The organism is Sphingomonas sp. NFR15 (genome assembly GCF_900103265.1).
Lineage (GTDB): Bacteria > Pseudomonadota > Alphaproteobacteria > Sphingomonadales > Sphingomonadaceae > Sphingomonas > Sphingomonas pollutisoli.
On record NZ_FMWX01000002.1, the window covers coordinates 415,286 to 441,304 of the forward strand.

The 26,019-nt window shown below is 66.5% G+C and carries 25 protein-coding genes; 17 read left to right on the forward strand and 8 right to left on the reverse strand.

Features of this window, described 5'->3' with window-relative positions; genetic code table 11:
* Positions 1-27 precede the first annotated feature (27 nt).
* On the reverse strand, positions 28-1,476 hold the full coding sequence (locus BLS81_RS07455; protein ID WP_093222717.1) for an FAD-binding oxidoreductase: 1,449 nt from the start codon (positions 1,474-1,476) through the stop codon (positions 28-30).
* 107 nt (positions 1,477-1,583) lie between these two features.
* On the opposite strand from BLS81_RS07455, the gene BLS81_RS07460 reads away from it, so the two are divergent.
* The 3 genes from BLS81_RS07460 to BLS81_RS07470 all read left to right on the forward strand — a co-directional run bounded on the left by BLS81_RS07460 (position 1,584) and on the right by BLS81_RS07470 (position 5,456).
* Positions 1,584-2,048: a hypothetical protein gene (locus tag BLS81_RS07460; protein WP_256326117.1), complete on the forward strand. Its 465-nt coding sequence runs from the start codon at positions 1,584-1,586 to the stop codon at positions 2,046-2,048.
* Between the two features lie 97 nt (positions 2,049-2,145).
* Complete coding sequence (locus BLS81_RS07465; protein WP_093222719.1) at positions 2,146-3,531, forward strand: DEAD/DEAH box helicase; 1,386 nt, start codon at positions 2,146-2,148, stop codon at positions 3,529-3,531.
* A gap of 59 nt (positions 3,532-3,590) precedes the next feature.
* Positions 3,591-5,456: a CocE/NonD family hydrolase gene (locus BLS81_RS07470; RefSeq protein WP_093222720.1), complete on the forward strand. Its 1,866-nt coding sequence runs from the start codon at positions 3,591-3,593 to the stop codon at positions 5,454-5,456.
* Positions 5,457-5,548: 92 nt separating this feature from the next.
* Here the strand turns inward: BLS81_RS07470 and BLS81_RS07475 are convergent, their stop codons facing one another.
* Both BLS81_RS07475 and BLS81_RS07480 read right to left on the reverse strand, forming a co-directional pair.
* Positions 5,549-6,310: an ABC transporter permease gene (locus BLS81_RS07475; RefSeq protein WP_093222978.1), complete on the reverse strand. Its 762-nt coding sequence runs from the start codon at positions 6,308-6,310 to the stop codon at positions 5,549-5,551.
* Between the two features lie 8 nt (positions 6,311-6,318).
* Complete coding sequence (locus BLS81_RS07480) at positions 6,319-7,254, reverse strand: ABC transporter ATP-binding protein (RefSeq protein ID WP_093222722.1); 936 nt, start codon at positions 7,252-7,254, stop codon at positions 6,319-6,321.
* A gap of 61 nt (positions 7,255-7,315) precedes the next feature.
* On the opposite strand from BLS81_RS07480, the gene BLS81_RS20365 reads away from it, so the two are divergent.
* Positions 7,316-7,588 (forward strand): hypothetical protein, encoded by a 273-nt coding sequence (locus tag BLS81_RS20365; protein WP_143023316.1) that lies wholly within the window; start codon positions 7,316-7,318, stop codon positions 7,586-7,588.
* A gap of 7 nt (positions 7,589-7,595) precedes the next feature.
* Here BLS81_RS20365 and BLS81_RS07485 read toward each other — a convergent pair whose 3' ends face one another.
* From BLS81_RS07485 to BLS81_RS07495, 3 genes are all read right to left on the reverse strand, one after another.
* Complete coding sequence (locus BLS81_RS07485; RefSeq protein ID WP_093222723.1) at positions 7,596-8,315, reverse strand: DsbA family protein; 720 nt, start codon at positions 8,313-8,315, stop codon at positions 7,596-7,598.
* The gene (locus BLS81_RS07490; RefSeq protein WP_093222725.1) at positions 8,312-9,667 is read right to left on the reverse strand and encodes a M48 family metalloprotease; all 1,356 of its coding nucleotides are present in this window, start codon (positions 9,665-9,667) and stop codon (positions 8,312-8,314) included. The genes BLS81_RS07485 and BLS81_RS07490 overlap by 4 nt, the downstream gene beginning before the upstream one ends.
* Before the next feature lie 103 nt (positions 9,668-9,770).
* On the reverse strand, positions 9,771-12,467 hold the full coding sequence (locus tag BLS81_RS07495; protein ID WP_256326119.1) for a ribonuclease E/G: 2,697 nt from the start codon (positions 12,465-12,467) through the stop codon (positions 9,771-9,773).
* Between the two features lie 479 nt (positions 12,468-12,946).
* Between BLS81_RS07495 and BLS81_RS07500 the strand changes: the two genes are divergently transcribed.
* The 4 genes from BLS81_RS07500 to BLS81_RS07515 all read left to right on the forward strand — a co-directional run bounded on the left by BLS81_RS07500 (position 12,947) and on the right by BLS81_RS07515 (position 18,759).
* Positions 12,947-14,206 carry an N-acetylmuramoyl-L-alanine amidase gene (locus BLS81_RS07500; protein ID WP_093222726.1) on the forward strand — a complete coding sequence of 420 codons (1,260 nt, stop codon included), beginning with the start codon at positions 12,947-12,949 and terminating at the stop codon, positions 14,204-14,206.
* 62 nt (positions 14,207-14,268) lie between these two features.
* Entirely contained in the window at positions 14,269-16,803 is a 2,535-nt protein-coding gene (locus BLS81_RS07505; RefSeq protein WP_093222728.1) for a penicillin-binding protein 1A, read from the forward strand.
* A 118-nt stretch (positions 16,804-16,921) separates the two neighbouring features.
* A complete protein-coding gene (prfB, locus tag BLS81_RS07510; protein ID WP_093222729.1) occupies positions 16,922-18,049 on the forward strand; it encodes a peptide chain release factor 2 in 1,128 nt (375 codons plus the stop codon).
* On the forward strand, positions 18,049-18,759 hold the full coding sequence (locus tag BLS81_RS07515; protein ID WP_093222731.1) for a class I SAM-dependent methyltransferase: 711 nt from the start codon (positions 18,049-18,051) through the stop codon (positions 18,757-18,759). The genes prfB and BLS81_RS07515 overlap by 1 nt, the downstream gene beginning before the upstream one ends.
* A 33-nt stretch (positions 18,760-18,792) precedes the next feature.
* On the opposite strand, the gene BLS81_RS07520 is transcribed toward BLS81_RS07515, so the two are convergent.
* Positions 18,793-19,209, reverse strand: coding sequence for a JAB domain-containing protein (locus tag BLS81_RS07520; protein WP_256326120.1), 417 nt, complete (start codon positions 19,207-19,209; stop codon positions 18,793-18,795).
* Positions 19,210-19,316: 107 nt separating this feature from the next.
* On the opposite strand from BLS81_RS07520, the gene BLS81_RS07525 reads away from it, so the two are divergent.
* The 5 genes from BLS81_RS07525 to BLS81_RS07545 all read left to right on the forward strand — a co-directional run bounded on the left by BLS81_RS07525 (position 19,317) and on the right by BLS81_RS07545 (position 22,775).
* Positions 19,317-20,111, forward strand: coding sequence for a thymidylate synthase (locus tag BLS81_RS07525; protein WP_093222732.1), 795 nt, complete (start codon positions 19,317-19,319; stop codon positions 20,109-20,111).
* Entirely contained in the window at positions 20,108-20,581 is a 474-nt protein-coding gene (locus tag BLS81_RS07530; protein ID WP_093222734.1) for a dihydrofolate reductase, read from the forward strand. Before BLS81_RS07525 ends, BLS81_RS07530 begins: the two co-directional genes overlap by 4 nt.
* A 59-nt stretch (positions 20,582-20,640) precedes the next feature.
* Positions 20,641-21,570: a bifunctional riboflavin kinase/FAD synthetase gene (locus BLS81_RS07535; RefSeq protein ID WP_093222735.1), complete on the forward strand. Its 930-nt coding sequence runs from the start codon at positions 20,641-20,643 to the stop codon at positions 21,568-21,570.
* 141 nt (positions 21,571-21,711) lie between these two features.
* On the forward strand, positions 21,712-22,140 hold the full coding sequence (locus tag BLS81_RS07540; protein ID WP_093222737.1) for an OsmC family protein: 429 nt from the start codon (positions 21,712-21,714) through the stop codon (positions 22,138-22,140).
* 101 nt (positions 22,141-22,241) lie between these two features.
* Positions 22,242-22,775 carry a glycine zipper 2TM domain-containing protein gene (locus BLS81_RS07545; RefSeq protein ID WP_176787067.1) on the forward strand — a complete coding sequence of 178 codons (534 nt, stop codon included), beginning with the start codon at positions 22,242-22,244 and terminating at the stop codon, positions 22,773-22,775.
* A gap of 58 nt (positions 22,776-22,833) precedes the next feature.
* Here the strand turns inward: BLS81_RS07545 and BLS81_RS07550 are convergent, their stop codons facing one another.
* A complete protein-coding gene (locus BLS81_RS07550) occupies positions 22,834-23,064 on the reverse strand; it encodes a hypothetical protein (protein ID WP_371128252.1) in 231 nt (76 codons plus the stop codon).
* A gap of 145 nt (positions 23,065-23,209) precedes the next feature.
* Between BLS81_RS07550 and BLS81_RS07555 the strand changes: the two genes are divergently transcribed.
* The 4 genes from BLS81_RS07555 to BLS81_RS07570 are packed head-to-tail and all read left to right on the forward strand — an operon-like array spanning position 23,210 to position 25,970.
* Complete coding sequence (locus BLS81_RS07555; protein WP_093222738.1) at positions 23,210-23,983, forward strand: hypothetical protein; 774 nt, start codon at positions 23,210-23,212, stop codon at positions 23,981-23,983.
* Positions 23,984-24,043: 60 nt separating this feature from the next.
* A complete protein-coding gene (gene crcB / locus BLS81_RS07560; protein WP_093222740.1) occupies positions 24,044-24,421 on the forward strand; it encodes a fluoride efflux transporter CrcB in 378 nt (125 codons plus the stop codon).
* Positions 24,418-25,527, forward strand: coding sequence for an RluA family pseudouridine synthase (locus tag BLS81_RS07565; RefSeq protein WP_093222741.1), 1,110 nt, complete (start codon positions 24,418-24,420; stop codon positions 25,525-25,527). Before crcB ends, BLS81_RS07565 begins: the two co-directional genes overlap by 4 nt.
* Entirely contained in the window at positions 25,524-25,970 is a 447-nt protein-coding gene (locus tag BLS81_RS07570; protein WP_093222743.1) for a MaoC family dehydratase, read from the forward strand. Before BLS81_RS07565 ends, BLS81_RS07570 begins: the two co-directional genes overlap by 4 nt.
* The last annotated feature ends 49 nt before the right edge of the window (positions 25,971-26,019 follow it).

Consider the following 26,019-nt stretch of genomic DNA (forward strand, 5'->3'; position numbering starts at 1 on the left):
AGCGAGCGCGCCGATTGGCGCTGGCCTCTATGGCGCGCGCGGGATCGGCGCAAGCGTGACGAGCTTGCCGGGGTTCATAATCCCGTGCGGATCGAGCGCGCCCTTGATCGCGCGGAGCGTCGCGAGCCGCGCCGGTGGCGACAGCCGCTCGAGTTCGCGGAGCTTCATCTGGCCGATGCCATGTTCGGCCGAGATCGAGCCGCCGGACGCGACGACCAGATCGTTGACGAAGCGCGTGATGCCCGGTGCGTCCTCGGCATACCATCGCGCGGGATCGGCGCCGGCGGGCGCGCGGACGTGAAAATGGACGTTGCCGTCCCCGAGATGCCCGAACGCCGTGGCGTGGACGCCGGGGAAGCGTGCCTCGCACGCCGCCGCCGCTTCGATCATGAAGCGCGGCATGTCCGCTACCGGGACCGATATGTCGTGCTGCACCGCCGGGCCGCTGGCGCGCTCGGCCTCGGACAGAGAATCGCGAATTCGCCAGAGCGCTTCCGCCTGCGCCTCACTCGCCGCGATCACCGCGTCGGCCACCTGGCCGTCGGCGATGGCGGGGGCGAGCAGCCGTTCGAGCAGCGCGGCGGGGGCCTCCTCCTGCGGCTCGCTCGCGGTCGCCTCGATCAGCACGTGCCAGCGATGCGTGCCCGCGAGCGGCGCGCGCGTGCCCGGAACATGATCGAGCACGAGCCGGAGCGAATCGCCGGGGATGATCTCGAAACCCTCGATCGCGTGGGTCGCTGCTTCCAGGCGGCGCAGCAGCGCTAGCGCGTCGGCGGGATCGGCGAGTGCGGCCCACGCCACCGCGCGCCCGGCGACCGCCGGCGCCAGCCGCAACGTCACGGCCGTGACGACGCCTAGCGTCCCCTCCGCCCCGATCAGCAACTGGTTGAGGTCATAGCCGCGATTGTCTTTCTTCAGCGCCGCCAGTCCGTCATGAACGCTGCCGTCGGGCAGCACCGCCTCGACGCCGGCGACGAGTCCGCGCATCGTCCCGAACCGCAGCACCTGCGTGCCGCCGGCATTGGTGGAGGTCAGGCCGCCGATCGTCGCGCTGCCGCGTGCGCCGAGCGTCAGCGGGAAGCGCCGGCCCCGCTCCGCCACCGCCCTATGCAGATCCGCGAGGATCACGCCGGCCTCGGCGACCGCGAGATTGTCCGCCGCCGAAATCTCGCGGATGCGGTTCATCCGCCGCAGCGACAGGATCAGCGCCGATCCATCGGCGGGCGGGGTCGCGCCGCCCACCATCGAAGTGTTGCCACCCTGCGGCACGATCGGCACACCGCCCGCATGCGCCAGCGCCAGCACCGTCACGACGCCCGCGAGCGTGTCCGGCGCGAGGATCGCGGGCGCATGGCCGTGGTAGCGCCCGCGCCAGTCGGCCTCCCACGGGGCGATGTCGTGCCGATCGGTGACGACCGCCTTTTCGCCGAGCGCCGAACGAACCGCATCGACGAGCGCGGACTGTGCTGTATTCATGGAACCCGCGCCTATCACGCGCGTGTTACGCCCTGCAATCGCACGGCCAAGTCCCGCCGTGCGAATTCATCATCTGTTCAAGCGTCGCGGTTAACCCGAAGAGGTCCATGTCGAATCCGGTCGCTACCCTCCTCGCGCTGCTGGCGCTCGCCCCTGCCGCAGCGGCGGATCGGCCGCGTGACGCGCCGATCGAGCGGATCGAAATGGCGCAGCTCACCTTCCATTCGCGCATCGTCATTCGCATCCCGCGCATGACCGATCCGCACGGAAGCCGCGAGCGGCCCGATCGGCCGGTGCGGCTGGAGGAGAAGCGCGGGCCGAAATGCGTGCCGCTGACCACGCTCGACCGCGCGGTCATCACCGGAAGCGACAGCATCGACCTGCTGCTCGAAACGGGCGAGCGCATCCGCGCGCGCTTCGACGACGATTGCCCGGCGCTCGACTTCTACCCCGACCTCTATCTGCGGTTGCCCGACGACGGCCTGCTGTGCGCCGGACGTGACGCGATTCGCTCACGATCGGGCGGGGTATGCCCGATCGAGACCTTCCGACGGCTCGTGGAACGGCGTTAACCTCCCCTTTTTCTTGACATTCGCGCGGCAATCCGCAAGCGCTAGGCGGGCCTGTAGGCGCTATCGCCCCGCGGCGCGTTAATAATCCGGAACCTTCATGACCTTTGCCGATCTCGGCCTTTCCGACGAACTTCTCGCAGCCGTGACCGAGGCCGGCTATACCGAGCCGACTCCGATCCAGGCCAATGCGATCCCGAGCGTGCTGATGATGCGCGACATCATCGGCATCGCCCAGACCGGCACCGGCAAGACCGCGTCGTTCGTGCTGCCGATGATCGACATTCTCGCCCACGGCCGCAGCCGCGCGCGCATGCCGCGCTCGCTGATCCTCGAACCGACGCGCGAATTGGCGGCGCAGGTTGCCGAGAATTTCGAGAAGTACGGCAAATATCACAAGCTCTCGATGGCGCTGCTGATCGGCGGCGTCTCGATGGGCGATCAGATGGCCGCGCTCGAAAAGGGCGTCGATGTGCTGATCGCGACGCCGGGCCGGCTGATGGACCTGTTCGGGCGCGGCAAGATCCTGCTCACCGGCTGCTCGCTGCTGGTGATCGACGAGGCAGACCGGATGCTCGACATGGGGTTCATCCCCGATATCGAGGAGATCTGCACCAAGCTGCCGCCGCAGCGCCAGACCTTGCTGTTCTCGGCGACGATGCCGCCGGTCATCAAGAAGCTCGCGGACAAATTCCTCAGCAATCCCAAAACGATAGAGGTCGCGCGCCCGGCCACGGCGAACACCAACATCAAACAGTGGCTCGTCCCCGTCACCGCCTCCAAGAAGCGCGAAAAGCTCGAGGAACTGCTGAACGCGGTGGACGTGAAGACCGCCATCATCTTCTCGAACCGCAAGACCACTGTGCGCGACCTTAACAAGCTTTTGCAGCGCGCCGGCTTCCGCTCCTCCGAAATCCACGGCGACATGGAACAGGCGCAGCGCATCGCCGAACTCGAACGCTTCAAGAAAGGCGACGTCAACATCCTCGTCGCCTCCGACGTCGCCGCGCGCGGACTCGACATCAAGGGCGTCAGCCACGTCTTCAACTATGATGCGCCGTGGCATCCCGACGATTACGTCCACCGCATCGGCCGCACCGGCCGCGCTGGCGCGACCGGCGTCGCCTTCACCTTCGCGACCGCCGACGATGCCGAGAATATCGAGAATATCGAGAAGCTCACCGGCATGAAGATCGAGCGCTTCGAAGGCGCGATCGACGAAGCCCATGCCGAAGGCGAAGGCCCGCGCAAGCGCACGCGCGGGAAGAAAAAGGCCGAGCCGAAGGCCCCCGCCGCGAAGAGCGAACCGGTTGCCGAACCCGTCCGCGAAGCGCGCCCCCCGCGCGAAGACCGCGCGCCCCGCGACACGCGCCCGCCGCGCGACGATCGCGCCCCGCGCCGGGATCGCCGTGAGCCGGATGACGGCCCCGACGACGGCTGGAACGGTCCGATGCCAGACTTCCTGATGGCGCGTATCCCGCTCTGATCCCATTGGCAGCGCGCGCCGATCCCGGCTAGGCTCCCGGAAAACGGGAGGAAGTTCGGATGCGTGCCCCACCAAGTCTCATGCTGCTGCTGGCAGCCACGGCCCTGCCCGCACTCGTCGCCGCCCGCCCGCAAGCCGCCCCGGTTGCCGAGGCGGTGCAGCAGTCGCCCTTCACCTACGAAAAGGTGATGGTGCCGATGCGCGACGGCGCGAAGATGGAGACCGTCATCCTGCGCCCGCGCGACCGCGCCGAGCCGTTGCCGATCCTGCTCCAGCGCACGCCGTACGGGGTGCCGGAGTCTGCCCCCAAGACCATGCCGCTTGGCTGGCAGTCGCTCGCCAAGGACGGCTATATCTTCGTCTTCCAGTCGATGCGCGGGCGGTTCGGCTCGGACGGCGTGTTCACGCTGTCCACGGCGGTGCATCCCGCCGATCCCAAGGCGGTGGACGAGGCGACCGACGCCTATGACGCAATCGACTGGCTGGTCAAATCCGTGCCGGGCAATAATGGCCGCGTCGGCATGTGGGGGGTCTCCTACCCCGGCTTCGCCGCCGCCGTGTCGCTGGTCCACCCCCATCCGGCGCTCAAGGCGGTCAGCCCGCAAGCGGCGTGGATCGATTATTGGCAGAACGACGATCTCCACCGCAACGGCGCGCTGCGGTTGAGCTATACCACCGACTGGGTCTCGAGCCTCCAGGTCGACAAGACCCAAAACAAGCCGTTCGATTATGGCAATGTCGATACCTACGAGTGGTTCCTCGCGCTCGGCGCGGTTGAGACCCTTGACACGCGCTATTTCAAGGGCAGCGTGCCGATGCTGAACGCCTTGCTCGACCATCCCAACCACGACAGCTTCTATACCGGCCAGAACTGGACGACCGCGCTCGGCAAGACGACGGTGCCGACGCTCAACGTCGCGGGCTTCTGGGATCAGGAAGATCCGTGGGGAAGCTGGCAGATTTACCAGAAGCAGCAGGCCAACGATCCCGATCATCTCGCGCAGATGGTGGCGGGGCCGTGGGCGCACGGCACGTGGCAGGGCAAGATGGACATGCTCGGACGAATCCCGCTTGGCCGCGACACCGGCGCCGAGTTCCGCGAGCAGATCCAAGCGCCGTTCTTCCGCTACTGGCTGCACGGCACCGGCGAACGCCCGAGCTTCGAAGCGAAGATGCTGCAATCGGGATCGAATCTGTGGAAGACCTATCGGCATTGGCCGCCGGCGGGCAGCGCGCCGACCGACCTGTATTTGCACGCCGATGGCTCGCTCTCGTTTACCGCGCCGGCGAAGGGCGAGGCGTGCCGCGAGTATGTGTCTGATCCCGCCAATCCCGTGCCGTTCCGGCCGCGCCCGATCTCGTCGACCTATCCGCGCCCCGAATGGCGCTGGTGGGAAAGCGAGGACCAGCGCTTCGTCGATCATCGCCCCGACGTGCTGAGCTATGTCAGCGCACCGCTCGATGCCGACCTCACCGTCACCGGCAAGCTTGCGGCCACGCTGATGGCGAGCACCAGCGGCACCGACAGCGATTTCGTGGTCAAGCTGATCGACGTGCTGCCGCAGACCTACGAGCAGTTCGACATGGCCGCGCCGCTCGGCGCCTACACGCGCCAGCTCAACGGCTATCAGTGGCCGATCGCGATGGAGGTGCGGCGCGGCAAGTTCCTCGCCAGCGACACCGCGCCACGCCCGCTGGTGCCCAACCGCGTGATCGCCTGGGACGTCCCGCTGCGCGACCACGACCACGTCTTCCAAAAGGGCCATCGCGTCATGGTGCAGGTGCAGTCGAGCTGGTTCCCGGTGATCGACCGCAACCCGCAGACCTTCGTGCCCAACATCGCGCGCGCGAAACCGGCCGATTTCGTCAAGGCGACGCAGCGGGTGTGCGCCGGATCGAAGGTGACGCTGCCGATCATACACTGAACCGTCGCCCCGGCGCAGGCCGGGGCCGTTGCGTGTTGGGCGGCCGATGTGCTTCTTGACATAGCGGCCCCGGCCTGCGCCGGGGCGACGGATCAGTTCTTCAGCCGCCAGCCTGTGCGGAAGATCGCCGCGATCGCCACCAGACAGGCCGCCATGAAACCTGCGGTCACGCCCAAGCTCAACCCGATGCTGACATCGCCCTTGTCGAAGAAGCTCCAGCGGAACCCGCTGATGAGGTACACCACCGGGTTGAACAGGCTGATCGTCCGCCACGGCTGCGGCAGCATGTCGATCGAATAGAACGCGCCGCCGAGGAAGGTCAGCGGCGTGACGAGCAACGCCGGCACCACCGAGAGCTGTTCGAACCCGTTGGCCCAGATGCCGATGATGAAGCCGAACAGGCTGAACGTCACGCTGGTCAGCACCAGGAACGCGATCATCGCGAGCGGATGCGCGACATGGAGCGGGACGAACAACGCCGAGGTCGCCAGGATCAGCAGCCCGAGCACGATCGACTTGGTCGCCGCAGCCCCCACGAACCCCGCCACCATCTCCATCGCGGTGACCGGCGCCGACAGCAGCTCGAACACCGTGCCGGTGAACTTCGGGAAGTAGATGCCGATCGACGCGTTCGAGATGCTCTGCGTCAGGAGCGACAGCATGATGAGGCCGGGGACGATGAAGCTACCGTAACCGACCCCGCCGACCGTGTTGATCCGCGATCCGATCGCGCCGCCGAACACGACGAAATACAGCGACGTGGTGATGACGGGGGTGGCGACGCTCTGCCAGATCGTACGAAGCGAGCGCGCCATTTCGAAGCGATAGATCGCCCAGACGCCGTGGGTATTGATGCCTGCGCTCACGCCGCTTGCTCCTTGCGCTCGACCAAATCGACGAAAATGTCCTCCAGCGACGACTTGCTCGTCTCCAGATCCTTGAAGCCGATACCGAGCTCTGTCAGCTTGCGCAGGAGCGAGGGAATGCCGGTATGCTCGGCCTGTGCGTCGAAAACGTAGCGCAGGATATGCCCCTCGTCCTCTAGCGTCAGATGCCAGTCAGCGAGATCGGCGGGGGTCGCCGCCATCGGCTCCTGCAGCGAGATCAGCATCTGGCGCTTGCCGAGCTTCTTCATCAATTCGGTCTTCTCTTCGATCAGGACGATGCGGCCCTTGTCGATCACGCCGACGCGATCGGCCATCTCCTCGGCCTCCTCGATGTAATGCGTGGTGAGGATGATCGTGGTGCCCTTCTGGCGGAGCCGGTGGACCAGCTTCCACATGTCGCGGCGCAGCGCGACATCGACGCCGGCGGTGGGCTCGTCGAGGAACAGCACGTCGGGTTCGTGGCTAAGCGCCTTGGCGATCAGCACGCGGCGTTTCATCCCGCCCGACAGCTCGCGGATCCGCGCGTTGCGTTTGTCCCACAAGGACAGGTCGCGCAGGACTTGTTCGATATAGCTGTCGTGTCCGGGCTTGCCGAACAGCCGACGACTATAGCGGACGCTCGCCAGCACCGTTTCGAACATGTCGACCGAAAGTTCCTGCGGCACCAGCCCGATCACGCTGCGCGCGGCGCGGAAGTCGTGGATCGCGTCGTGCCCCATCACCGTGATCGTGCCGGTCGATGGCGTGACGATGCCGCAGATGATGCTGATGAGCGTGGTCTTGCCCGCGCCGTTGGGCCCGAGCAGCGCGAAGATTTCGCCTTTGGCGATATCGAGATCGACGGGATCGAGCGCGCGGTGGCCCGAGGCGTAGGTTTTCGAAACGCCCCGGACAGACAGGATCGGTTGCATGTGCTTCCCCTTGTGGCGGCGCAAATAGGGATGACCGCGCGGCACCGCAACGGCGCGTGCGTTGACGCGGCTCGTCCCGGCAATGCCACATCACAAAGGGTTAACGATTTTTCCGTGGCATCCTGTGGTGCATCGCGACGTTGGGCCGCGACGCAACGTCTTTGAAATGGGGGCAACAATGACTTTGGAAGACATGATCGACCTGGCGCGTCGCTCGCGCGAATGCGCCGAACGCGCGCAGCGGGAAGCGGCGTTCTGGCAGCGGATGATCGATCAGCGGATGCACGCCGGAAGCGCGCAGGCCGAGCATGAAGCCGTGTCCGCCTATCGCTAGGAGCAGGTCAGCTCTTGGCCCGCGCCTGCGCCACCAGCTTCTGCAATTCATCCAGCGGCAGCGCGGAGGACACGACGTGGTTGCCGATCACCCAGCTCGGCGTACCGGTAAGCCCCAATTGGCGGGCGATACCCATGTTCGCCGCGATTTCGGCATCGGCCGTGGGGGCGAATGCCGCCGCTCGCGCGGGATCGACGCCCGCGACCTTCGCCGCCGCCGCGATCGAGCGATCGGTAACGGGGCCGCCCGCATAAAGCGCATCATGGAAAGGCTTGAATTTGCCCTGCTCGGCGGCGGCGAGGCTCATGCGCGCCGCGCTCGCGCTCGAATCCGCGAGCACCGGAAATTCGCGGAACACGATGCGCAACTTGGGATCGCTCGCCAGCAACTGCGCGATCGCTGGAAGGCTCGCGCGGCAATAGCCGCAATTATAGTCGTAATATTCGACGATGGTCAGGTCGGGATGCGCGCTCCCCGCCCAAGCGCTGCCGAACGGCTCCAGGATCGCCGCGCGATTGTCGGCGATCGTCCTGGCATGCTGCTTGTCGCGGAGCGCATCCATCGCATCGGGCAACACTTCGGGGTGTGCGAGCAGATAGTCGTGCACGACCTGCTCGATCTGCGAGCGATCACCCAGAGGTGCGAAATGGCCGCTGCCCCAGAGCATCGCGCCGGCGCCAAGCACGGCGCCGAGCAGCGCGGAAAGCGGTATCGTCAATCGGCTCATCGGCGTTTCTTGTACTTTTCAGGATTGTCTTGAATCTCGTTCATCGATGTCATCGCGATGTCCTGTGCGCGAATCCAGTCGATGCTGTTGGGCGGAAGCCCGGCCAGCGCCGCTTTCGCGCTATAGGCGGCGCGCGGGATGTCGCCGGTCAGGCTCGCTTGCTCGGCCGTGGCGAGCATCGCGCGCGGCGCGTCACCCGACAGCTCATACGCAGTGCCGAGTTGATACCAGGCGAACGGGTTGTCATCGTCACGCGCAACCGCCGAGCGAAGCACTTTCACCGCCTCGGGATAATTCGCCTTGTCCTCAGTGGCGATCAGCGCATGGCCGAACGTGGTCGCGATCAACGGCGCGGTTCGCGTCAGGTCGGTCGCCTCGCGCAGCGGCGCCAGCGCTTCGCGCGGCTTGCCCGCTTCGAGGAGAATCTGGCCGCGCACTTCGAGGAAGTAGGGATCGTGCGGCTTGATCGCGAGCAGCGCCTTGGTTTCGGCATCGGCTTTGTCGGGATAGCCGGCTTTGTGCCACGCATAGGCACGCGCATAATGGCCGTATTCGGAGGTGTCGCTCGCCGGGTAGATGTTGAGCGTGGTCTTGGGATCGGCGACATAGCCGGTCAGCTTCGCCTTCACCCGCTTGAAACGTTCCTCGAGATCGGGGTCGAGCGGCTTGTTGTAGGCGGGTGATGCGGTCACGTCGGCGGTCAGCGTGACGATGCGTTCGCCGCTCAACGGGTGGCTTTGCGCAAACGGATCTATATTCTGCAGTCCGACCGCATATTCCTGGCTCTGCAACTTCTTGAAGAAGGTGAGCATGCCCTTGCCGCTGATCCCCGCCTGGCGGAGAAACTTGGCGCCGGTCGCATCGGCGGTCGATTCCTGGACGCGGCTGAACGCGGCTGCCTTGTAACCAGCCGCGGTCTGTCCGGCAGCGAGGATCCCCGCGCCCGCGTCGCCCGCCCCGGCCGCCATGGCGGCGACGCCGAGCACGAGGCTGAGGATCGAGATACCGAGCGCGGGGCGATAACCCGCGTCGGCGAGCACGACATGCCCGTCGGCGATATGCCCGAGTTCGTGCGCGATCACGCCCTGAACCTGGTTGGCGTTGTCGGCGGCGGCGATCAGGCCCGAATGGACATAGACGGTCTGGCCGCCGATGACGAACGCGTTGATCGAATCGTCGTTGATAAGGATCACCTTGACGGTGTTTGGCGACAGTCCGGCGGCGAGGATCAGCGGCCGCGACATGTCGTTGAACAGCGCCTCGGTCTCGGCGTCGCGCAGGATCGATTGCGCGGCGGCGGGCTGTGCGCACAGGAGCAGCGCGGCGGCGAGGCCGGCGAAGAGGCGTTTCACTCGAAGCATAAATCGGCTCGGCGCTCCCTGCTCGGCGTGGCGTGAACCCACGGTGAAGCGGTTCCGGCGGAGCCTGCCATCAGACAAGCTCCGCCGGGTCCGGTCACGCGCCGAAGGTGCGCTGCCACCAGCCGCGACGCGGCGAGCCGGCCTCGCCCGGATCAGGATCGATCGCGGTCGTGGCCTCGGGCTGCGGCTCGGACGCGACAGCCGCCTCAGACGCGGGCTGCGCGGCGGCGGGAGTGGCCTCTTCCACGCCCTCGCCTGCTTCGGCCTTGCGGCGCGGGGCACGGCGCTTCTTGGGCTTGGCTTCTTCCTCTACCGCCGGTGCCTCGGCCGCAGCGGCTTCGGCCGCAGCGATCTCGGCCTTGGTGCGGCGCTTGCGCTTGGGCTTCTCGGTCTCGACGACGGGGGCTTCCGCCTCGGCCACCGGCGCCGGTTCGGCCGGAGTCTCGGCATCGGCAGCAGCCTTGCGGCGACGGCCCTTCTTCTTGGGCGCCTCCTCAACGGCTTCCGCCTCCACAGGCGCCTCGGCGGGGGTGACCGCCTCCGCATCCGCCGCATAATCGGCGAGCGCCTCGGCCTCGATCGAGCCTTCCTCTACGCCCTCCAGCAGCGTGCCGGCAGGCGCCTCGTTCCCCGATGCGTCGGCCGACGTGGCGGCTTCGCCCTCACCGCGACGGCCACCGCGACGGCCACGACGGCCCCGGCGGCGGCGGCCTTCACCGCCCTCGCCGGCGTCGGCCGCGGCGACTTCGACCGGAGCCACATCGGCCTCGCTCGCGTACGCCTCGGTCGCAGCCGCTTCCACGGCTTCGTCCTGCTCACCCTCGGCCTGCTCGCCCTCGGGACGATTGCGACCGCGACGGCCACGACGACGACGACGACGACCACGCGCATCGCCTTCAGCGCGCGGCTCACCGGAGCGGGGACGCTCTTCGGTGTCTTCGCCTTCCTCGGCGTCGATCTCATCCTCGGCCTCGACCTCGTCCTCCTCGGGATATTCCTCCTCATCGACCTCGATGATCGGCGCGTCGAAACGCGGCGGGTGCTCGGGCGGCGGACCGGACGCCTCGACCGTCATACGCGCGCCCTCCTGCTCGCCATCGGGGATCACCTCGATCGTGACGCCGTAGCGATCCTCGATCTCGGCGAGCTCCGCGCGCTTGCGGTTGAGCATGTAATATGCCGCTTCCTGGCTCGCGCGCAGCGTCAACTGCGACCCGCGACCGCGTGCGGCCTCGTCTTCGAGCAGGCGCAGCGCCGACAACCCCGCCGAGGAGGCGGTGCGGACGAACCCGGTGCCTTCGCAATGCGGGCACGGGCGTGTCGAGGCTTCGAGGACGCCGGTGCGCAGCCGCTGGCGGCTCATTTCCATCAGCCCGAACGACGAGATGCGTCCGACCTGGATGCGCGCACGGTCGTTCTTGAGCGCCTCCTTCATCGCCTTCTCGACCTTCCGAACGTTGGACGAATGGTCCATGTCGATGAAGTCGATGACGACGAGGCCCGCCATGTCGCGCAAGCGCAACTGGCGCGCGATCTCCGTCGCGGCCTCAAGGTTGGTCGCGGTCGCGGTCTGCTCGATATTGTGCTCGCGCGTCGAGCGGCCGGAGTTGATGTCGATCGAGACGAGCGCCTCGGTCGGATTGATGACGAGATAGCCGCCCGATTTGAGCTGAACGACCGGGTGGTACATCGCCGAAAGCTGATCCTCGACGCCCGCGCGCTGGAACAGCGGCACGGGATCGGAATAGTGCCGCACCTTGCGGGCATGGCTCGGCATCAGGAGCTTCATGAACTCCCTGGCCTGACGATAGCCCTCGTCGCCCTCGACGATCACTTCTTCGATCTCGCGATTGTAGATGTCGCGGATCGCGCGCTTCATCAGATCGCTGTCGGCATAGACGAGCGCGGGCGCCGACGATTGCAACGTCGTCTCGCGAATGCCGTCCCACAGCCGAGCGAGATAATCGAAGTCACGCTTGATCTCGACCTTGGTGCGCTGAAGCCCGGCGGTGCGGACGATGCACCCCATCGAGGGCGGCAACGTCAACTCGGCCATGATCGACTTGAGCCGCTTGCGGTCGCCCGCGTTCGAGATCTTCCGCGAAATGCCACCGCCGTGCGACGTGTTGGGCATCAGCACGCAATAGCGGCCGGCGAGCGAGAGATAGGTGGTGAGCGCCGCACCCTTGTTGCCACGCTCTTCCTTGACGACCTGCACCAGCAGCACCTGCCGCCGGCGGATCACGTCCTGGATCTTGTAGCGGCGGCGCAGGTTCATGCGGCGTTCGCGCAGATCCTCGACGGCATCGTCCGACTGGCTCTTCCCCCGGCTGCGACGGCGGCCGCTTTCCTCGGCGGCGGCTTCGGCATCGACGCCGCCGTCGTCCTCGAAGCGTTCGACCGAATCCTCGTCGATCTCCTGATCGTCGGCTTCGTGATCGCCGTCTTCGTAATCGTCGTCCTCGGCGTCCTGCTGGGCGCGCAAGGCGGCTTCCTGCGCGGCATGCTCGGCCTCTTCGCGCAGCAGCGCCTCGCGGTCTTCGCGGGGAATCTGGTAGTAATCGGGGTGGATTTCGCTGAAGGCCAGGAAGCCATGGCGATTGCCGCCGTAATCGACGAACGCCGCCTGCAGCGACGGTTCGACCCGGGTTACCTTGGCGAGATAGATATTCCCCTTGAGCTGCTTGCGCTCGGCAGATTCGAAATCAAACTCTTCGATTCGGTTCCCTTTGACGACAGCCACCCGGGTTTCTTCCCGGTGGCGTGCGTCGATCAGCATACGCGTGGTCATTTATTGTTCTCCGGGCGCGCGGGCCACGGCCGTACAGGGCGTTCCGCGCGCGATCATGACGCGGCGCGTGCCGGGCGGAAAACGCGCCCGGCCGGTGGCCGCAATGGGTTTCGAAAATCGCCTCTGCTCGCATCGCACGCCCGAGCGCTTGGCCCACGGCACCCCGCGCGCTCGCGAAGCCGCCGGCAAAAGCCGGTCGGCGCGAACTTGTGGAGAAATGCATCATGCGAACGTCAACCTGAAAGGCCGCCGCAAACCATGCGGGCGACCGGATCGACCGAACAGCGCCAAGACAGGCGCTTTCCGGTGCTTGTGCATGCGTAGCATCCCAAAACGCGCGCAGCAACCAGCACATTTCGGCCGCGGTATCGCAGCAAGGCCCTGGTAAACGCAGCGTTAACCTTACCGTTTCATTGTGGGGTGACGCGTCGATGGCAGGACGGTCGCAGTAATCGCGTAACCACGGGGATTTTCCCACGATGCCTTTTCGCTGGACCGGCCGCGTACAGACGCGGCATTACGCTCGCGTGTTGGTCATCCTCGCCTTGCTGGCCTGCTGGTTAGCCGGCGCCCCGGGCTGGGCCGCGACGGTGCAGCGGGTCGATGTGCACCGCGACAGGATCGTCCTACACTTCGATCGCGGCGTGGCGGATGCTTCGGCCTACCTGCTCGCGCGGCCGCGACGGATCGCCGTCGATGTCGCTGGCGCGGTGCCGGGCCGCCCGGTTAACGGAAACGGCGTTGTGACGGCGGTGCGCCAAAGCCGCCACGGCGCGAGCGGCCTTCGTATCTTGCTCGATCTCGCCCGTCCCGCCGTAATCCGCGAGGGTAGTTTGGGCGATGACGGCCGCGACCTGACGATCGCACTGCGTACCGTCGATGACGCGGCCTTCGCGCGCGCCGCCAACGAGGGACGTGTTCGGTTCCTGTCGCCGATGCCCTTCGGCGCGGCGCGGCCGGCGGCCCGGAAGTACCAGGTCGCCGTGCCGATCCCGACATCGAGCCGCAAGCTCCGCCTGCCACGCATCTACGGCGATGACGAAAGCCGCCCGCTGGTGGTGATCGACGCCGGCCACGGGGGCCAAGACCCTGGCGCGATCGCGCCGAGCGACGGCCGTCGCGAGAAGGACGTGACGCTGCGCATCGCCAAGGCGATCCGCGACGAACTGGTCGAATCGGGCCGGGTGCGTGTCGCGCTCACGCGCGAAGACGACCGCTTCATCGTCCTGCAGGAGCGGTTCGGAATCGCGCGGAAGCTCCACGCCAGCCTGTTCATCTCGATCCACTGCGACAGCGTCGGCTCGGGCGACGCAAGCGGCGCGTCGGTGTACACGCTGTCCGAGGTCGCGTCCGACAAGGAGTCCGCCCGGCTGGCCGCGCGCGAGAACAAGGCCGATATCATCGCCGGCGTGAACCTTGCCTCGACCTCGGCGGACATCTCCTCGATCCTGATCGACCTGACGCAACGCGAGACGATGAACTCATCGGCGAGTTTCGCACGCCTGCTCGGCCGCGAAGCGCAGCCGCTGGTGCCGATGAAGCCGAACTTCCACCGTATGGCCTCGCTGATGGTGTTGAAGGCGCCCGACATGCCCTCGATCCTGTTCGAGACCGGCTATATCTCGAACCCGCGCGACGCCGACTTCATCGATTCCGACGCGGGCCGCCACGCGATCGCGGAGAGCGTGCGGCGCGCGGTGGATGTGCATTTTGCACGGCGGCTGGCTTCCACCCGCTAACACGCACATTTCACCGCCAAGGCTGGCAACGCGCGTGAAACTTGCTAGAGCCTGCCCCGGATATGGCCGACGATGATTCCAGCGTGAACTTCCGCCTGCGTCGCGAGGCGGACGGACTGCGGGGGCTTGCGAGCCGCATTTGGGGCAGGTGGTGGGTGAAGCTGCTGCTCGTCCTCGGTGTGCTGGCGGCGATCGCCTACGCCGCCTTCTTCGCGTTCTTCGCCCGCGATCTGCCCTCGGTCGACAAGCTCCGCGTCTATGAGCCGCCGCTGCCGACCAACGTGCGCGCGATCGACGGCCTGCCGATCCACTCCTACGCGCGCGAGCGCCGCGTCGAGCTGAGTTATAACGAATATCCGCCGCTGCTGGTGCGCGCCTTCCTCGCCGCAGAGGACAAGACCTTCTTCGAGCATCACGGCGTCGATTATGCCGGCATCGCCTCGGCCCTGTGGGACAATCTCGTCCGCAACAAGCGCGCCCGCGGCGCATCGACGATCACGCAGCAGGTCGCCAAAAACCTGCTGATCGGCAATGAGCACAGCTATAGCCGCAAGCTCAAGGAGGCGATCCTCGCCTACCGCATCGAGGATTCGCTAACCAAGCCGCAGATCCTCGAACTCTACCTCAATCAGATCGCGCTGGGCCGGAACGCTTTCGGCGTCGCCGCAGCGAGCTACGCCTATTTCGGCAAGGATCTGAACGAGCTTGACCTCGCGCAATGCGCCTATCTGGCGATACTGCCGAAAGGCCCGTCCAACTACGATCCCGACCGTCATGCCGAACGCGCACTCGCCCGGCGGCATTATGTGCTCGCCGAGATGCTCAAGAACGGCTTCATCAGCCAGAGCCAATATGCGCAGGCGGATGCCGAGCCGCTAGGCACCGTGCCGCGCCAGACGCCGAAGACCGAGATCGCCGGCACGGGCTATTTCGTCGAGGAAGTGCGCCGGCAATTGATCGACAAGTTCGGCGAGGATGGCAACGCCGGGCCCTATAGTGTCTATGCGGGCGGGCTTTGGGTGCGCACCTCGCTCGACCAGCGCATCCAGGATTACGCGCAAACCGCGCTGCGTAACGGCTTGCTCCGCTACGACCGCGGGCGCGGCTGGGCCGGGCCGCTCGGCCATGCCGAAATCACCGACGACAATTGGCTACCTGCGCTGCTCAACACCAACATCGGTCTCGATTATCAGGACTGGCGTGCCGCGATCGTCACGGCAGTGGATGGCAGTTCGGCGACGCTAGGCTTCTCCAACGGCGAAACCGGTACGATGCCGCGCTGGGCGGCGCAAATGCCGGTGCGCGGACAAGGCGGCACCGCCTTCGCCGCGATCAAGCGGGGCGACATCCTCGCGGTCGCGCCCGAGGGCGGCCAGTTCGCGCTGCGCGCCGTGCCCAAGATCTCGGGTGCGTTCGTCGTCGAGGAACCCTCGACCGGGCGTGTGTTGGCGATGCAGGGCGGGTTCGATTTCCGCCTCCAGGCGTTCAACCGCGCGACGCAGGCGCTGCGCCAACCGGGATCGACGATCAAGCCGATCGTCTATTCCGCCGCGCTGGAGAACGGCATGACGCCGGCTTCGATCATCATCGATGGGCCGTTCTGCGTCTTCCAGGGGGCGCGTCTTGGCCAGAAATGCTTCAGGAACTTCGGCGGCAGCGCGGGCTCTGGCCCGCATACGATGCGCTGGGGCATCGAACAGTCGCGGAACCTGATGACGGTGCGCGCCGCCGCGCAGACCGGCATGCCCAAGGTCGTCGGCCTGATGGACCGGATCGGGGTCGGCAAATATCCGCCCTATCTTTCGTTCGCGCTCGGCGCGGGCGAGACGACGGTCGCGCGCATGGTCAACGCCTACACGATTCTGGAAAATCACGGCCAAGCGCATCAGGGCACGCTGATCGACTACGTACAGGATCGGCACGGCAAGGTGATCTGGCCCGAGAATTGGCACGCCTGCGAGAGCTGCAACGCGCCCGATTGGAACGGCAAGGCGATGCCGCGTCCGGTGAACCGCGGCAAGCAGGTCGTCAACGCGATGACGGCCTATCAGATGATCCACATTACCGAGGGCGTGATCCAGCGCGGCACCGCCGTCGTGCTGCGCGATCTCGACCGGCCGATGTTCGGAAAGACCGGCACCAATTCGGGGCCGACCGACGTTTGGTTCATCGGCGGCACGCCGCAGATGATCGGCGGTCTCTACATCGGCTATGACACGCCGCATGGCTTGGGCGGATATGCGCAAGGCGGCACGCTCGCCGCGCCGATCTTCAAGGAATTCGCGCTCAAGGCGTATGAAGGACTGCCCAAGCTGCCGTTCCGCGCGCCGCCGGGTATCCGCATGGTCCGGATCGATCGCGCGTCGGGCAAGCCCGTCTATGGCACCTGGCCGACTGCCGACCCCAAGGCGTCGGTGATCTGGGAAGCGTTCAAGCCCGAGAGCGAGCCGCGGCGCGTCTTCCACCGCCAGACGCCCGAAGAAGCCGCTGCAGCCGCAGCCGCAGCGGCGGCCGCCCGTGCGCAAGCAGCCCAGGCCGCGCAGGCGGACGAGCGCAAGGACAGCGACTTCTTGCAAAAGCAGGGCGGAATCTACTAGCGGATGATCCGTCGCCCCGGCGAAGGCCGGGGCCACTGCGTTTGGTTCGACACGCGCGCCATACTACATAACGGCCCCGGCCTCCGCCGGGCCGACGTTCGTTTCTGGAGTACCCACCATGCGCGCCGAAGCGCAGGCACATATCGATTCGATCAAGGACTCGCTCGCGCTGCTCCGCCGCTTCCTCGACTGGGACCGCGCTTTGCGCCGGCTCGACGAACTCAACGCGCGTGTCGAGGATCCGACCTTGTGGAACGACGCCAAGGCCGCGCAGGACGTAATGCGCGAACGCCGCCGGCTCGACGAGGCGATCACCGCCACGCGCGCGATCGAGACCGAACTCAGCGACACCGCCGAACTGATCGAGATGGCCGAAGCCGAGGGCGATACCGAGATGGAAAACGAGGGCGTCGCCGCGCTCGCCGCCCTTTCCAAGCGCGCAGCCGAGGACAAGGTGAAGGCGCTGCTCGCCGGTGAGGCGGACGGCAACGACACTTATGTCGAGGTCAACGCGGGCGCGGGCGGCACCGAGAGCCAGGATTGGGCGGGCATGCTCCAACGCATGTACACGCGCTGGGCCGAACGCCACGGCCTCAAAGTGGAGCTGGTCGATCAGCATTCGGGCGAACAGGCCGGCATCAAGTCGGCCACGTTGCTGCTCAAGGGCGAGAACGCTTATGGCTATGCCAAGACCGAGAGCGGCGTGCATCGCCTCGTCCGCATCAGCCCGTATGACAGCGCCGCGCGGCGCCACACCTCGTTCGCGAGCGTGTGGGTCTATCCGGTGATCGACGACAATATCGAAGTCAATTACAACGAGAGCGACCTTCGCATCGACACCTACCGCGCCTCCGGCGCGGGTGGGCAGCACATCAACACGACCGATTCGGCGGTGCGCATCACGCACATTCCGACTGGAATCGTTGTGCAGTGCCAGAACCAGCGCTCGCAGCACAAGAACAAGGCCGAGGCGTACAACCAGCTTCGCGCCAAGCTCTACGAGCGCGAGTTGCAAATCCGCGAGGCGGCGGCCAACGCGGAGAACGCCAGCAAGACCGATATCGGCTGGGGTCACCAGATCCGTTCCTACGTGTTGCAGCCCTATCAGTTGGTGAAGGACTTGCGCACCGGCGTGACCTCGACCAGCCCCTCCGACGTGCTCGACGGCGATCTCGACTCGTTCATGGCTGCGGCGCTTTCGCAGCGCGTCACCGGCGAGACGGTCGAGGTGGAAGACGTCGATTGATGGTGCCGAAGGGCCGTATCGCGGGCGCAGGTTTGGCGTTGCTCGCACTCGCCGCCTGCGGCCCGGCGACGAAGCAGCAGACGGAGGGCCCCTTCCCCGCCGCGGACCGCCCGGTCGCCCGGATCGTGTCTCCGCGCTGGTCGACCGAGCGGGACCGTGACAGCCGCGCCGAAGCGCAGCAGGTGATGACGAAATCGGGCATCAAGCCCGGCATGACCGTGGCCGACCTCGGCGCGGGCGAGGGCTATTACACGATCCGCCTCGCCGCGCGCGTCGGCAAGGAAGGCCGCGTACTGGCCGAGGATATCGTCGCGAGCATCCACGATGCGCTGGCGGAACGCGTCGCGCGTGACCGTCTCGACAACGTCAGCGTACGCCTGGGTACGCCCGCCGATCCCAAACTGCCGGCGCGCAGCTTCGATCGCGTGCTGATGATCCATATGTATCACGAGATCGGACAGCCATACGAATTCCTCTGGCGCATGCGCCCGTCACTCAAGCCTGATGGCCTCGTGGTGGTGCTCGACGCGGATCGTCCGACCCAGAGCCACGGCACCCCGCCCGCGCTGTTGAAATGCGAATTCGCGGCGGTGGGCTACGTGCAGGTCGCGCGGGAGAACATGCCGTCAGCCGGCGGGTATCTCGCGATGTTCAAAGCGGTGGGCCCCCGCCCCGACCCCAAAACAATCAAGGCTTGCGTAAATCGATAGGATGCTCGCCCTTGGAGCCGGAGCCGGAGGCGATCACAGCAGGCCGATCCGCCGGAAGCTCGCCGTCTCGCCCGCTGCGAGTACCAGATGGTCGATCAGCCGCACGCCCACGCCGTCCAGCGCCCGCGCTAGCCGGCGTGTGAACACGCGATCGCCTTCGCTGGGTGTCGGATCGCCGCTCGGGTGATTGTGCGCCATCACCACGCCTGCCGCATCGAAGGCCAGCGCATCCCCCACGATCATGCGAATCGGCAACTCGACCATGTCCGTCTCGTTCGATGGCCGAGTGCGTATCCCGAGCAACCGCCATTCGGGATCGACATAGGCGGACATCGCCACCTCGACAGGGAGATCGCGGATCGGGGCGAACAGCGCGATCGCGACATGCTCGGCGTCGAGCCTGCGGAACGGCGCGCCCGGCGGCACATTGGGGGTCGATGGAGGCTCCACGTCTTTGATGATGCCGTGTTCAGCGGCGCGTGGAAGAACACCCGTCCATTTTAGAGCCAATCCACATCGGCGGTGACGCGCGCGGCGCCGCGCGCTAGACCGCGCCGATGCAGCAATATCTCGATTTGATGAGGCGAGTCCTCGATACGGGCGCCGAGCAGATGGACCGCACCGGCACCGGCACACTATCGGTGTTCGGGCATCAGATGCGCTTCGATCTCGCGCAGGGTTTTCCCGTGCTCACCACCAAGAAGCTGCATCTGCGCTCGATCATCGTCGAATTGCTGTGGTTCCTGCGTGGCGACACCAACGTCCAGTGGCTACGCGAGCGCAACGTCAGCATCTGGGACGAATGGGCCGACGCGAACGGTGACCTCGGGCCGGTCTATGGCAAGCAATGGCGGGACTGGGCGACAACCGACGGCCGCCATATCGACCAGATCGTCGAACTGATCGAGCAGATCAAGACGAACCCCGGTTCCCGCCGCCAGATCGTCACCGCCTGGAACCCCGGAGACCTGCACGCGATGGCGCTCGCGCCGTGTCATTGCCTGTTTCAGACCTATGTCGCGAACGGGCGGCTTTCGCTGCAACTCTATCAGCGCTCCGCCGATATCTTCCTGGGAGTACCGTTCAACATCGCGAGCTATGCGCTGCTGACCCACCTGCTCGCGCAGCAGTGCGGGCTGGCGGTGGGCGAGTTCATCTGGACGGGGGGCGACTGCCACTTATACTCCAATCATCTCGACCAGGCCCGCGAGCAACTGACGCGCACGCCAGGGCCGCTGCCGCGCCTCGAAATTCAACGCCGACCACCCTCGATCGACGGTTACGAGTTCGAGGATTTCGTGCTGCGCGATTATGTCGCGCAGCCGCATATCAAGGCTCCGGTGGCGGTGTGATAACGCTGGTTTTCGCCTCCGCGCAGAACGGCGTGATAGGCTGCGATGGCCAACTCCCGTGGCATCTGCCCGCCGACCTCAAGCGCTTCAAGGCGCTGACATTGGGCAAGCCTATGATCATGGGACGGAAGACCTTCGAGAGCTTCCCCGCGCCGCTGCCGGGGCGCCGACATATCGTGCTGACGCGCGATGCCGGGTGGTCCGCGCCGGGCGCCGAAGTCGCCCACACGATCGAACAGGCGCTGGCAATGGCCGGCGATGACGCTTCGGTGATCGGCGGCGCGGAAATCTTACGATTGTTCGAGGAACGGGCCGATCGCGCCGAGGTCACGACGATCTGGCGCGTGTACGACGGCGATACTCGTTTTCGGCTCGATCAGGCGCTGTGGCAGGATGCGCCAGCCGAATATTATGAGGCCGAAGGTGACCGCCCCGCCTACAGCTTCTTCACCCTTGCGCGGCGCCGCTGACGCGATGCCTGCGCGACCCCACTGGCGCGCCTCGCCCCGCCCCCTTATAGCCCGCCGGCATGGAGCGGCTTGACGGCAGCTCGGTGCTGCCGGCGGCTCTGCGCGGCGGCATCGTGGCGCTTGGGAATTTCGACGGGTTCCATCTGGGGCACCAGGCCGTGGTCGGCCGAGCGATCGCGCGCGCCCGCGCCGAGGGGCGGCCCGCTTTGGTCGCGACGTTCGATCCGCATCCGGTGCGGTATTTCAAGCCGGACGCCGCGCCGTTCCGCCTCACCACTCTCGATCAGCGCCAGCGGCTGTTCGCCGAGGCTGGCGCCGATGCGATGATCGTCTTCCGCTTCGACGCGGCACTTGCCGCGCTGGGCGCGCAAGGGTTCGTCGAACAGCGACTGATCGCGACGATCGGGCTTGGCGGCGCGGTGACGGGCGAAGATTTCACTTTCGGCAAGGCCCGTAGCGGCAATATCGAAGTGCTGGCCGACCTTGGGCGCCATCACGGCTTCTCGGTGGAGGCGGTTGCGCCGGTGACGCTCGATGGCGAACCGGTCTCGTCGAGCCGCATCCGCGCGGCGCTGACCAGTGCCGATCCGCGCGGCGCGGCGCGTTTGCTCACCCGGCCGTTCACGATCGAGGGCGAAGTGATGCACGGCGCCAAGCTGGGCCGCACGATCGGCTTTCCCACCGCCAATCTCGACATGGGCAAATACTTGCGACCGAGCTACGGGATTTACGCCGTGCGCGGACGGCTGCCCGATGGCCGCGTGCTCAATGGTGCGGCGAACCTTGGCGTGCGACCAAGTTTCGATCCGCCCAAGGAACTGCTCGAACCCTATTTCTTCGACTTCTCCGGCGATCTCTATGGGCAGAGGATCGCGGTCGAACTGATCGAATTCATCCGCGCCGAGGCCAAGTACGATACCCTCGAAGCGCTCACCGCCGCGATCGCCGCCGATTGCGACGCGGCGCGCGCGGTGCTCGCCCGCGGCTGATCGCGATTTTGTTCGCGGGCCATGAAACCCCCGTGCCCCAGGAACGTTCCGGCTCCGCACCAATCCGTGTCCGTGCCGTGAAGCGGTAACACAGGTGCGACATCATCGGCACGGGGCAGGCATCATCCAAGGAGACGCATCATGACGACCCGTTCCGGTTCCGCACGCTACGAAGGCTTTGGCAAGGACGGCAAAGGCCATGTCTCGACCCAGTCGGGGGTACTGTCCGATTCGCCCTACAGCTTCACCACCCGGTTCGGCGAAGAACCCGGAACCAACCCGGAAGAGCTGATCGCCGCCGCACACGCGAGCTGTTTCACGATGGCGCTCAGCTTCGCGCTGGCGCAAGCGGGCTATAGCGCGGGCACGCTGGAGACGACCGCGAAGGTGACGGTGGTGCAGGCCGATGGCGGATTCAAGATCACCCGCTCGGACCTCGCGCTCACCGCGACGATCGACGGAATCGAGCCGGGCCAGTTCGAGAGCATCGCGGCGGACGCCAAGGCGAACTGCCCGGTCTCCAAGGTGCTCAATGCCGAGATCGCGCTGACGCATACGCTCAACGGCTGAACGCCTCGGACAAAGGTTGCGTGAACGGAACGTTGTCTGCCGTTCACGCAACCTCCGTCCGGCGCCGTGGTTGTGGGTTCATGGAACGAAAGGATACCGACATGCGCAAGCTGATTATCGCCGCCGTCGCGGCGCTGACGCTGGTTCCGGCGATCCCGGCCACGGCGCAGGACCGCCAATGGGATCATGGTCACCAGCGCCAGGACGACCGTCGCGGCCATGATGATCGCGGTCGCGGCGACTGGCATGGTGATCGCGATCGCGGCCCCGGTCGCGGGGATCGGGCCGGCTGGCGTGGCGACAACCGCGACTGGCGCCGGTTTCGCGGCTACGACTATAACCGTCCCGAGCCGGGCCAGCGCTTCTATTACGCCGATCGCTATTACCGCGACGGCAGCTACTATCAGCCGCGCCGGCTCGGCCGGTATGACCGCATCTACCGTGGCAGCAACGGCCGCTATTACTGCCGCCGCTCGGACGGTACGACCGGCCTGATCGTGGGCGGCATCGCCGGTGGACTGCTCGGCAACGCGCTGTCGAACGGCCGGTCGAGCACGCTTGGTACATTGCTCGGCGTCGCCGGCGGCGCGGCGCTCGGCACCTCGATCGATCGCGGTCAGGTGGTCTGCCGCTAAGCGCGCCGCACCACCGGCCAAGCGGAAGGCCCGGCGAGCGATCGCCGGGCCTTTCGTTTCAGAACAGCCCGCCGCCGATCATGAGACGCAGCGCGCAGAACACGATAAGCACGATATTGAGATTGCGTCCCGAGCGGTGCGACGAAAGCATTCCGAGCACCAGCCCGAACAGCGCCAGCGGGATCAACAGCCAGTTGAACCAGCCGAAAAACGGGATGAACCCGATGATCGCACCGAAAAAGACGAGCACGCCGACGAAGATCGAGAGCAGGTTGAGCATGATCGGCACGATGGCTTCACCCGCGCCGCAACGCAAGCGCGTGAGTCTTGGTTACGGGGGATTTGACGCGTTAACCGCGATTGCGCGTTCAGTCTTAACCGAAAATACGTCATGCGCGCGCAGTGTCCTCCGCGGACGATGTCGGGAGTGTGGAATGCGGTGTAACCGGTTGATCGCCATCATCGCGCTTGCGCTGGCGACCGTAGGCTGCGGCGCACGCACCGCTCAGCGGAGCGAGCTCGATTCGCTCGACAATCAGCTCGCCGACTCCGGCAGCGGCAATGGTCGCGATCCGGCGATGATGGCGGCGCTGCACGATCAGATCATGGTCGATCCCGCGCTCGCGCAACAGGCGAACGACAATGCCGTGCGCCCGCCAAGCCAACCTTATTCGGGTGCGATCCCCGCCGACACCGTCGCGGCCGCCGCGAACGGCGCCAGCGGCAGAGGCGCTGACACCAGCGAGACGCTCAAATCCGCGCCGGCACCCAAGGCCGACGGATCGTGCCCGCAATGCGAAGCGGCGCGCCAGTCGCTGACGCTCGGCGCGCTGGCATCGCGCCAGAAGGACAAGCGCACCGCGAGCTGCGCAGGTGGGATGCGCTATTCGGCGCGCTGGGCGACACGGCTGCCGCCCGACCTGCCGCTGTACCCGGACGCCCGCGTCAGCGAGGCGGCGGGCGCCTCGGATAATGGATGCGCGCTCCGCGCCGTCAGCTTCGCCACCGCAGCGCCGCTTCAGCGGGTGATCGACTGGTATTATACCCGCGCCTCGGGGGCGGGGTTTGCCGCCGAGCATGAAGTCGATGGCGGCCAGCATGTGTTGGGCGGCACGCGCGGCCGCGATGGTGCCGCCTTCGCGCTGTTCCTCACGGCGCGACGCGATGGCGGGACCGAGGTCGATCTGGTTGCGAACAACGGCAGCTAGGCCAGGCACCGCATCCACCACACCGGTTCTCTTTCCGCCCAAACCGCGCTAACGGGCGGCATGACACAATTTTTTCTCGTCTTTACGGGCGGCGCGATCGGCAGCGTAGGTCGGTGGCAGATTGGCCGTTGGATGACGGCACTGTTCGGGCCGGGGTTTCCATATGGCACGCTGGCCGCCAATGTGATCGGCGGCTTCGCCATGGGCATCGTCGTCGCGACGTTGACCCGGCTGACGGTGCCGGTCGACAATCTGCGCCTGTTCCTCGCGACCGGTGTGCTCGGCGGCTTCACCACCTTTTCCACCTTCTCGCTCGACACGGTCACGATGATCCAGCGCGGCGATCTGGCAACGGCGCTCGGCTACGCCTCGGTATCGGTGATCGGCTCGATGCTGGCGCTGTTCGCCGGGTTCTATCTCGTGCGAGCGCTCGCATGAGCGAGGTCCGCAAGGGCGAGGCCGACGTTCGCAGCTTCCGCGTCGAGGCCGACGACGACGGGATTCGGCTCGACCGCTGGTTCAAGCGGCATCTGCCCGATACGAGTTTCACGACCGTCGCAAAATGGGCGCGCACCGGGCAGCTTCGTGTCGATGGTGCGCGCGCGACGCCAGGCGACCGCATCACCACCGGCCAGACGATCCGCGTACCGCCGGCGGAACCGATCCGCGCCGACGCACCACAGAAGCGCGAGCGCCCGCCGCTGAGCGAGGACGAGATCGCCTTCGCGCGTGAACTGGTCATCTACCGCGATGCGCAGGCGATCGTCATCAACAAGCCGCCGGGCCTCGCCACCCAAGGCGGCACCAAGACGACCGAGCATGTCGACGGGCTGCTCGACGCCTACCAGGACGATTATGAAGGACGCCCCAAGCTCGTCCACCGGCTCGACAAGGACACCAGCGGCGCGCTTCTGATCGCGCGGACGGCGCGCGCTGCCGCCTTCTTCTCCAAGGCGTTCTCCTCGCGCACGGCCAAGAAGGTCTATTGGGCGCTGGTCGTCGGAGTGCCCTCGATCGAGGATGGCACGATCGACCTGCCGATCGCCAAGCAACCGGGCTCGGGTGGCGAGAAAATGCACGTCGACGAGGCGGAGGGCAGCCCCGCCCGATCGCGCTACCGCGTGATCGAGTTGGCCGGCACGACCTGCGCGTGGGTCGAACTGATCCCGTACACGGGGCGTACGCATCAATTGCGAGTTCACATGGCGGCGATCGGCCACCCGATCGTCGGTGACGGCAAATATGGCGGTCAGGCGGCGTTCCTGACCGGCGGTGTCAGCCGCAAGATGCACCTCCATTCGCGCAATCTGCGGATCGACCATCCCGATGGCGGCGTGATCGACGTGAAGGCGGAACTGCCGCGCCACTTCGCCGAAAGCCTCAAGCATTTCGGCTTCGAGGAAATGTTGGGTGACAACATGCCGCTCGATACGCCGCCACCGCCGAGCAAGGCGGTGAAGAAGCAGCAGGCGAAACAGCACGCCAAGACGGTGCGCCAGGAGCGCAAAGGCGAGCGTCGCCGGCGCGGCGGACCGGCGAAGTGAGCGGCCTCTATCTCGATGATCTCACGCCCGGCGATGCGTGGCATGGTACGCCTTTCGAGATCGAGGAAGCGGACGTGGTGCGGTTCGCCCGCGAATATGACGCGCAGCCGATGCATATCGACACGGAAGCGGCGGCGGTGGGGCGGTTTGGCGGCCTGATCGCGAGCGGCTGGCACGTCGCTGCGCTGGTGATGCGCGACTTCATCGCCAACAATCCCTTCGGCGACACGCCGCTGCTCGGCATCGGAATTGACGAGTTGCGCTGGCTCAGGCCGGTGCGGCCGGGCGACATACTGACCGCGCGGCGCGAGATCGTCGCCGTGCAGCGGTCGAGCAGCAAGCCGGTCGGTACGGTGACGTTGCGTACCACGGTAACCAACCAGCATGGCGAAACCGTGCTGAGTATGAACACGCTGATGCAGTTTCCTGCGCGGCCCGCTTGATGCACGCCGAACACGTCCTTCGCTGCCGGCACGGCGCCCCACAGCGGGC

Bases quoted from the DNA above. Each gene is read 5' to 3' on its own strand.
- BLS81_RS07455 (WP_093222717.1), bottom strand. From the start codon at position 1,476: ATGAATACAGCACAGTCCGCGCTCGTCGATGCGGTTCGTTCGGCGCTC.
- BLS81_RS07460 (WP_256326117.1), top strand. From the start codon at position 1,584: ATGTCGAATCCGGTCGCTACCCTCCTCGCGCTGCTGGCGCTCGCCCCT.
- BLS81_RS07465 (WP_093222719.1), top strand. From the start codon at position 2,146: ATGACCTTTGCCGATCTCGGCCTTTCCGACGAACTTCTCGCAGCCGTG.
- BLS81_RS07470 (WP_093222720.1), top strand. From the start codon at position 3,591: ATGCGTGCCCCACCAAGTCTCATGCTGCTGCTGGCAGCCACGGCCCTG.
- BLS81_RS07480 (WP_093222722.1), bottom strand. From the start codon at position 7,254: ATGCAACCGATCCTGTCTGTCCGGGGCGTTTCGAAAACCTACGCCTCG.
- BLS81_RS07485 (WP_093222723.1), bottom strand. From the start codon at position 8,315: ATGAGCCGATTGACGATACCGCTTTCCGCGCTGCTCGGCGCCGTGCTT.
- BLS81_RS07495 (WP_256326119.1), bottom strand. From the start codon at position 12,467: ATGACCACGCGTATGCTGATCGACGCACGCCACCGGGAAGAAACCCGG.
- BLS81_RS07500 (WP_093222726.1), top strand. From the start codon at position 12,947: ATGCCTTTTCGCTGGACCGGCCGCGTACAGACGCGGCATTACGCTCGC.
- BLS81_RS07505 (WP_093222728.1), top strand. From the start codon at position 14,269: ATGGCCGACGATGATTCCAGCGTGAACTTCCGCCTGCGTCGCGAGGCG.
- prfB (WP_093222729.1), top strand. From the start codon at position 16,922: ATGCGCGCCGAAGCGCAGGCACATATCGATTCGATCAAGGACTCGCTC.
- BLS81_RS07515 (WP_093222731.1), top strand. From the start codon at position 18,049: ATGGTGCCGAAGGGCCGTATCGCGGGCGCAGGTTTGGCGTTGCTCGCA.
- BLS81_RS07525 (WP_093222732.1), top strand. From the start codon at position 19,317: ATGCAGCAATATCTCGATTTGATGAGGCGAGTCCTCGATACGGGCGCC.
- BLS81_RS07535 (WP_093222735.1), top strand. From the start codon at position 20,641: ATGGAGCGGCTTGACGGCAGCTCGGTGCTGCCGGCGGCTCTGCGCGGC.
- BLS81_RS07540 (WP_093222737.1), top strand. From the start codon at position 21,712: ATGACGACCCGTTCCGGTTCCGCACGCTACGAAGGCTTTGGCAAGGAC.
- BLS81_RS07545 (WP_176787067.1), top strand. From the start codon at position 22,242: ATGCGCAAGCTGATTATCGCCGCCGTCGCGGCGCTGACGCTGGTTCCG.
- BLS81_RS07555 (WP_093222738.1), top strand. From the start codon at position 23,210: ATGCGGTGTAACCGGTTGATCGCCATCATCGCGCTTGCGCTGGCGACC.
- crcB (WP_093222740.1), top strand. From the start codon at position 24,044: ATGACACAATTTTTTCTCGTCTTTACGGGCGGCGCGATCGGCAGCGTA.
- BLS81_RS07565 (WP_093222741.1), top strand. From the start codon at position 24,418: ATGAGCGAGGTCCGCAAGGGCGAGGCCGACGTTCGCAGCTTCCGCGTC.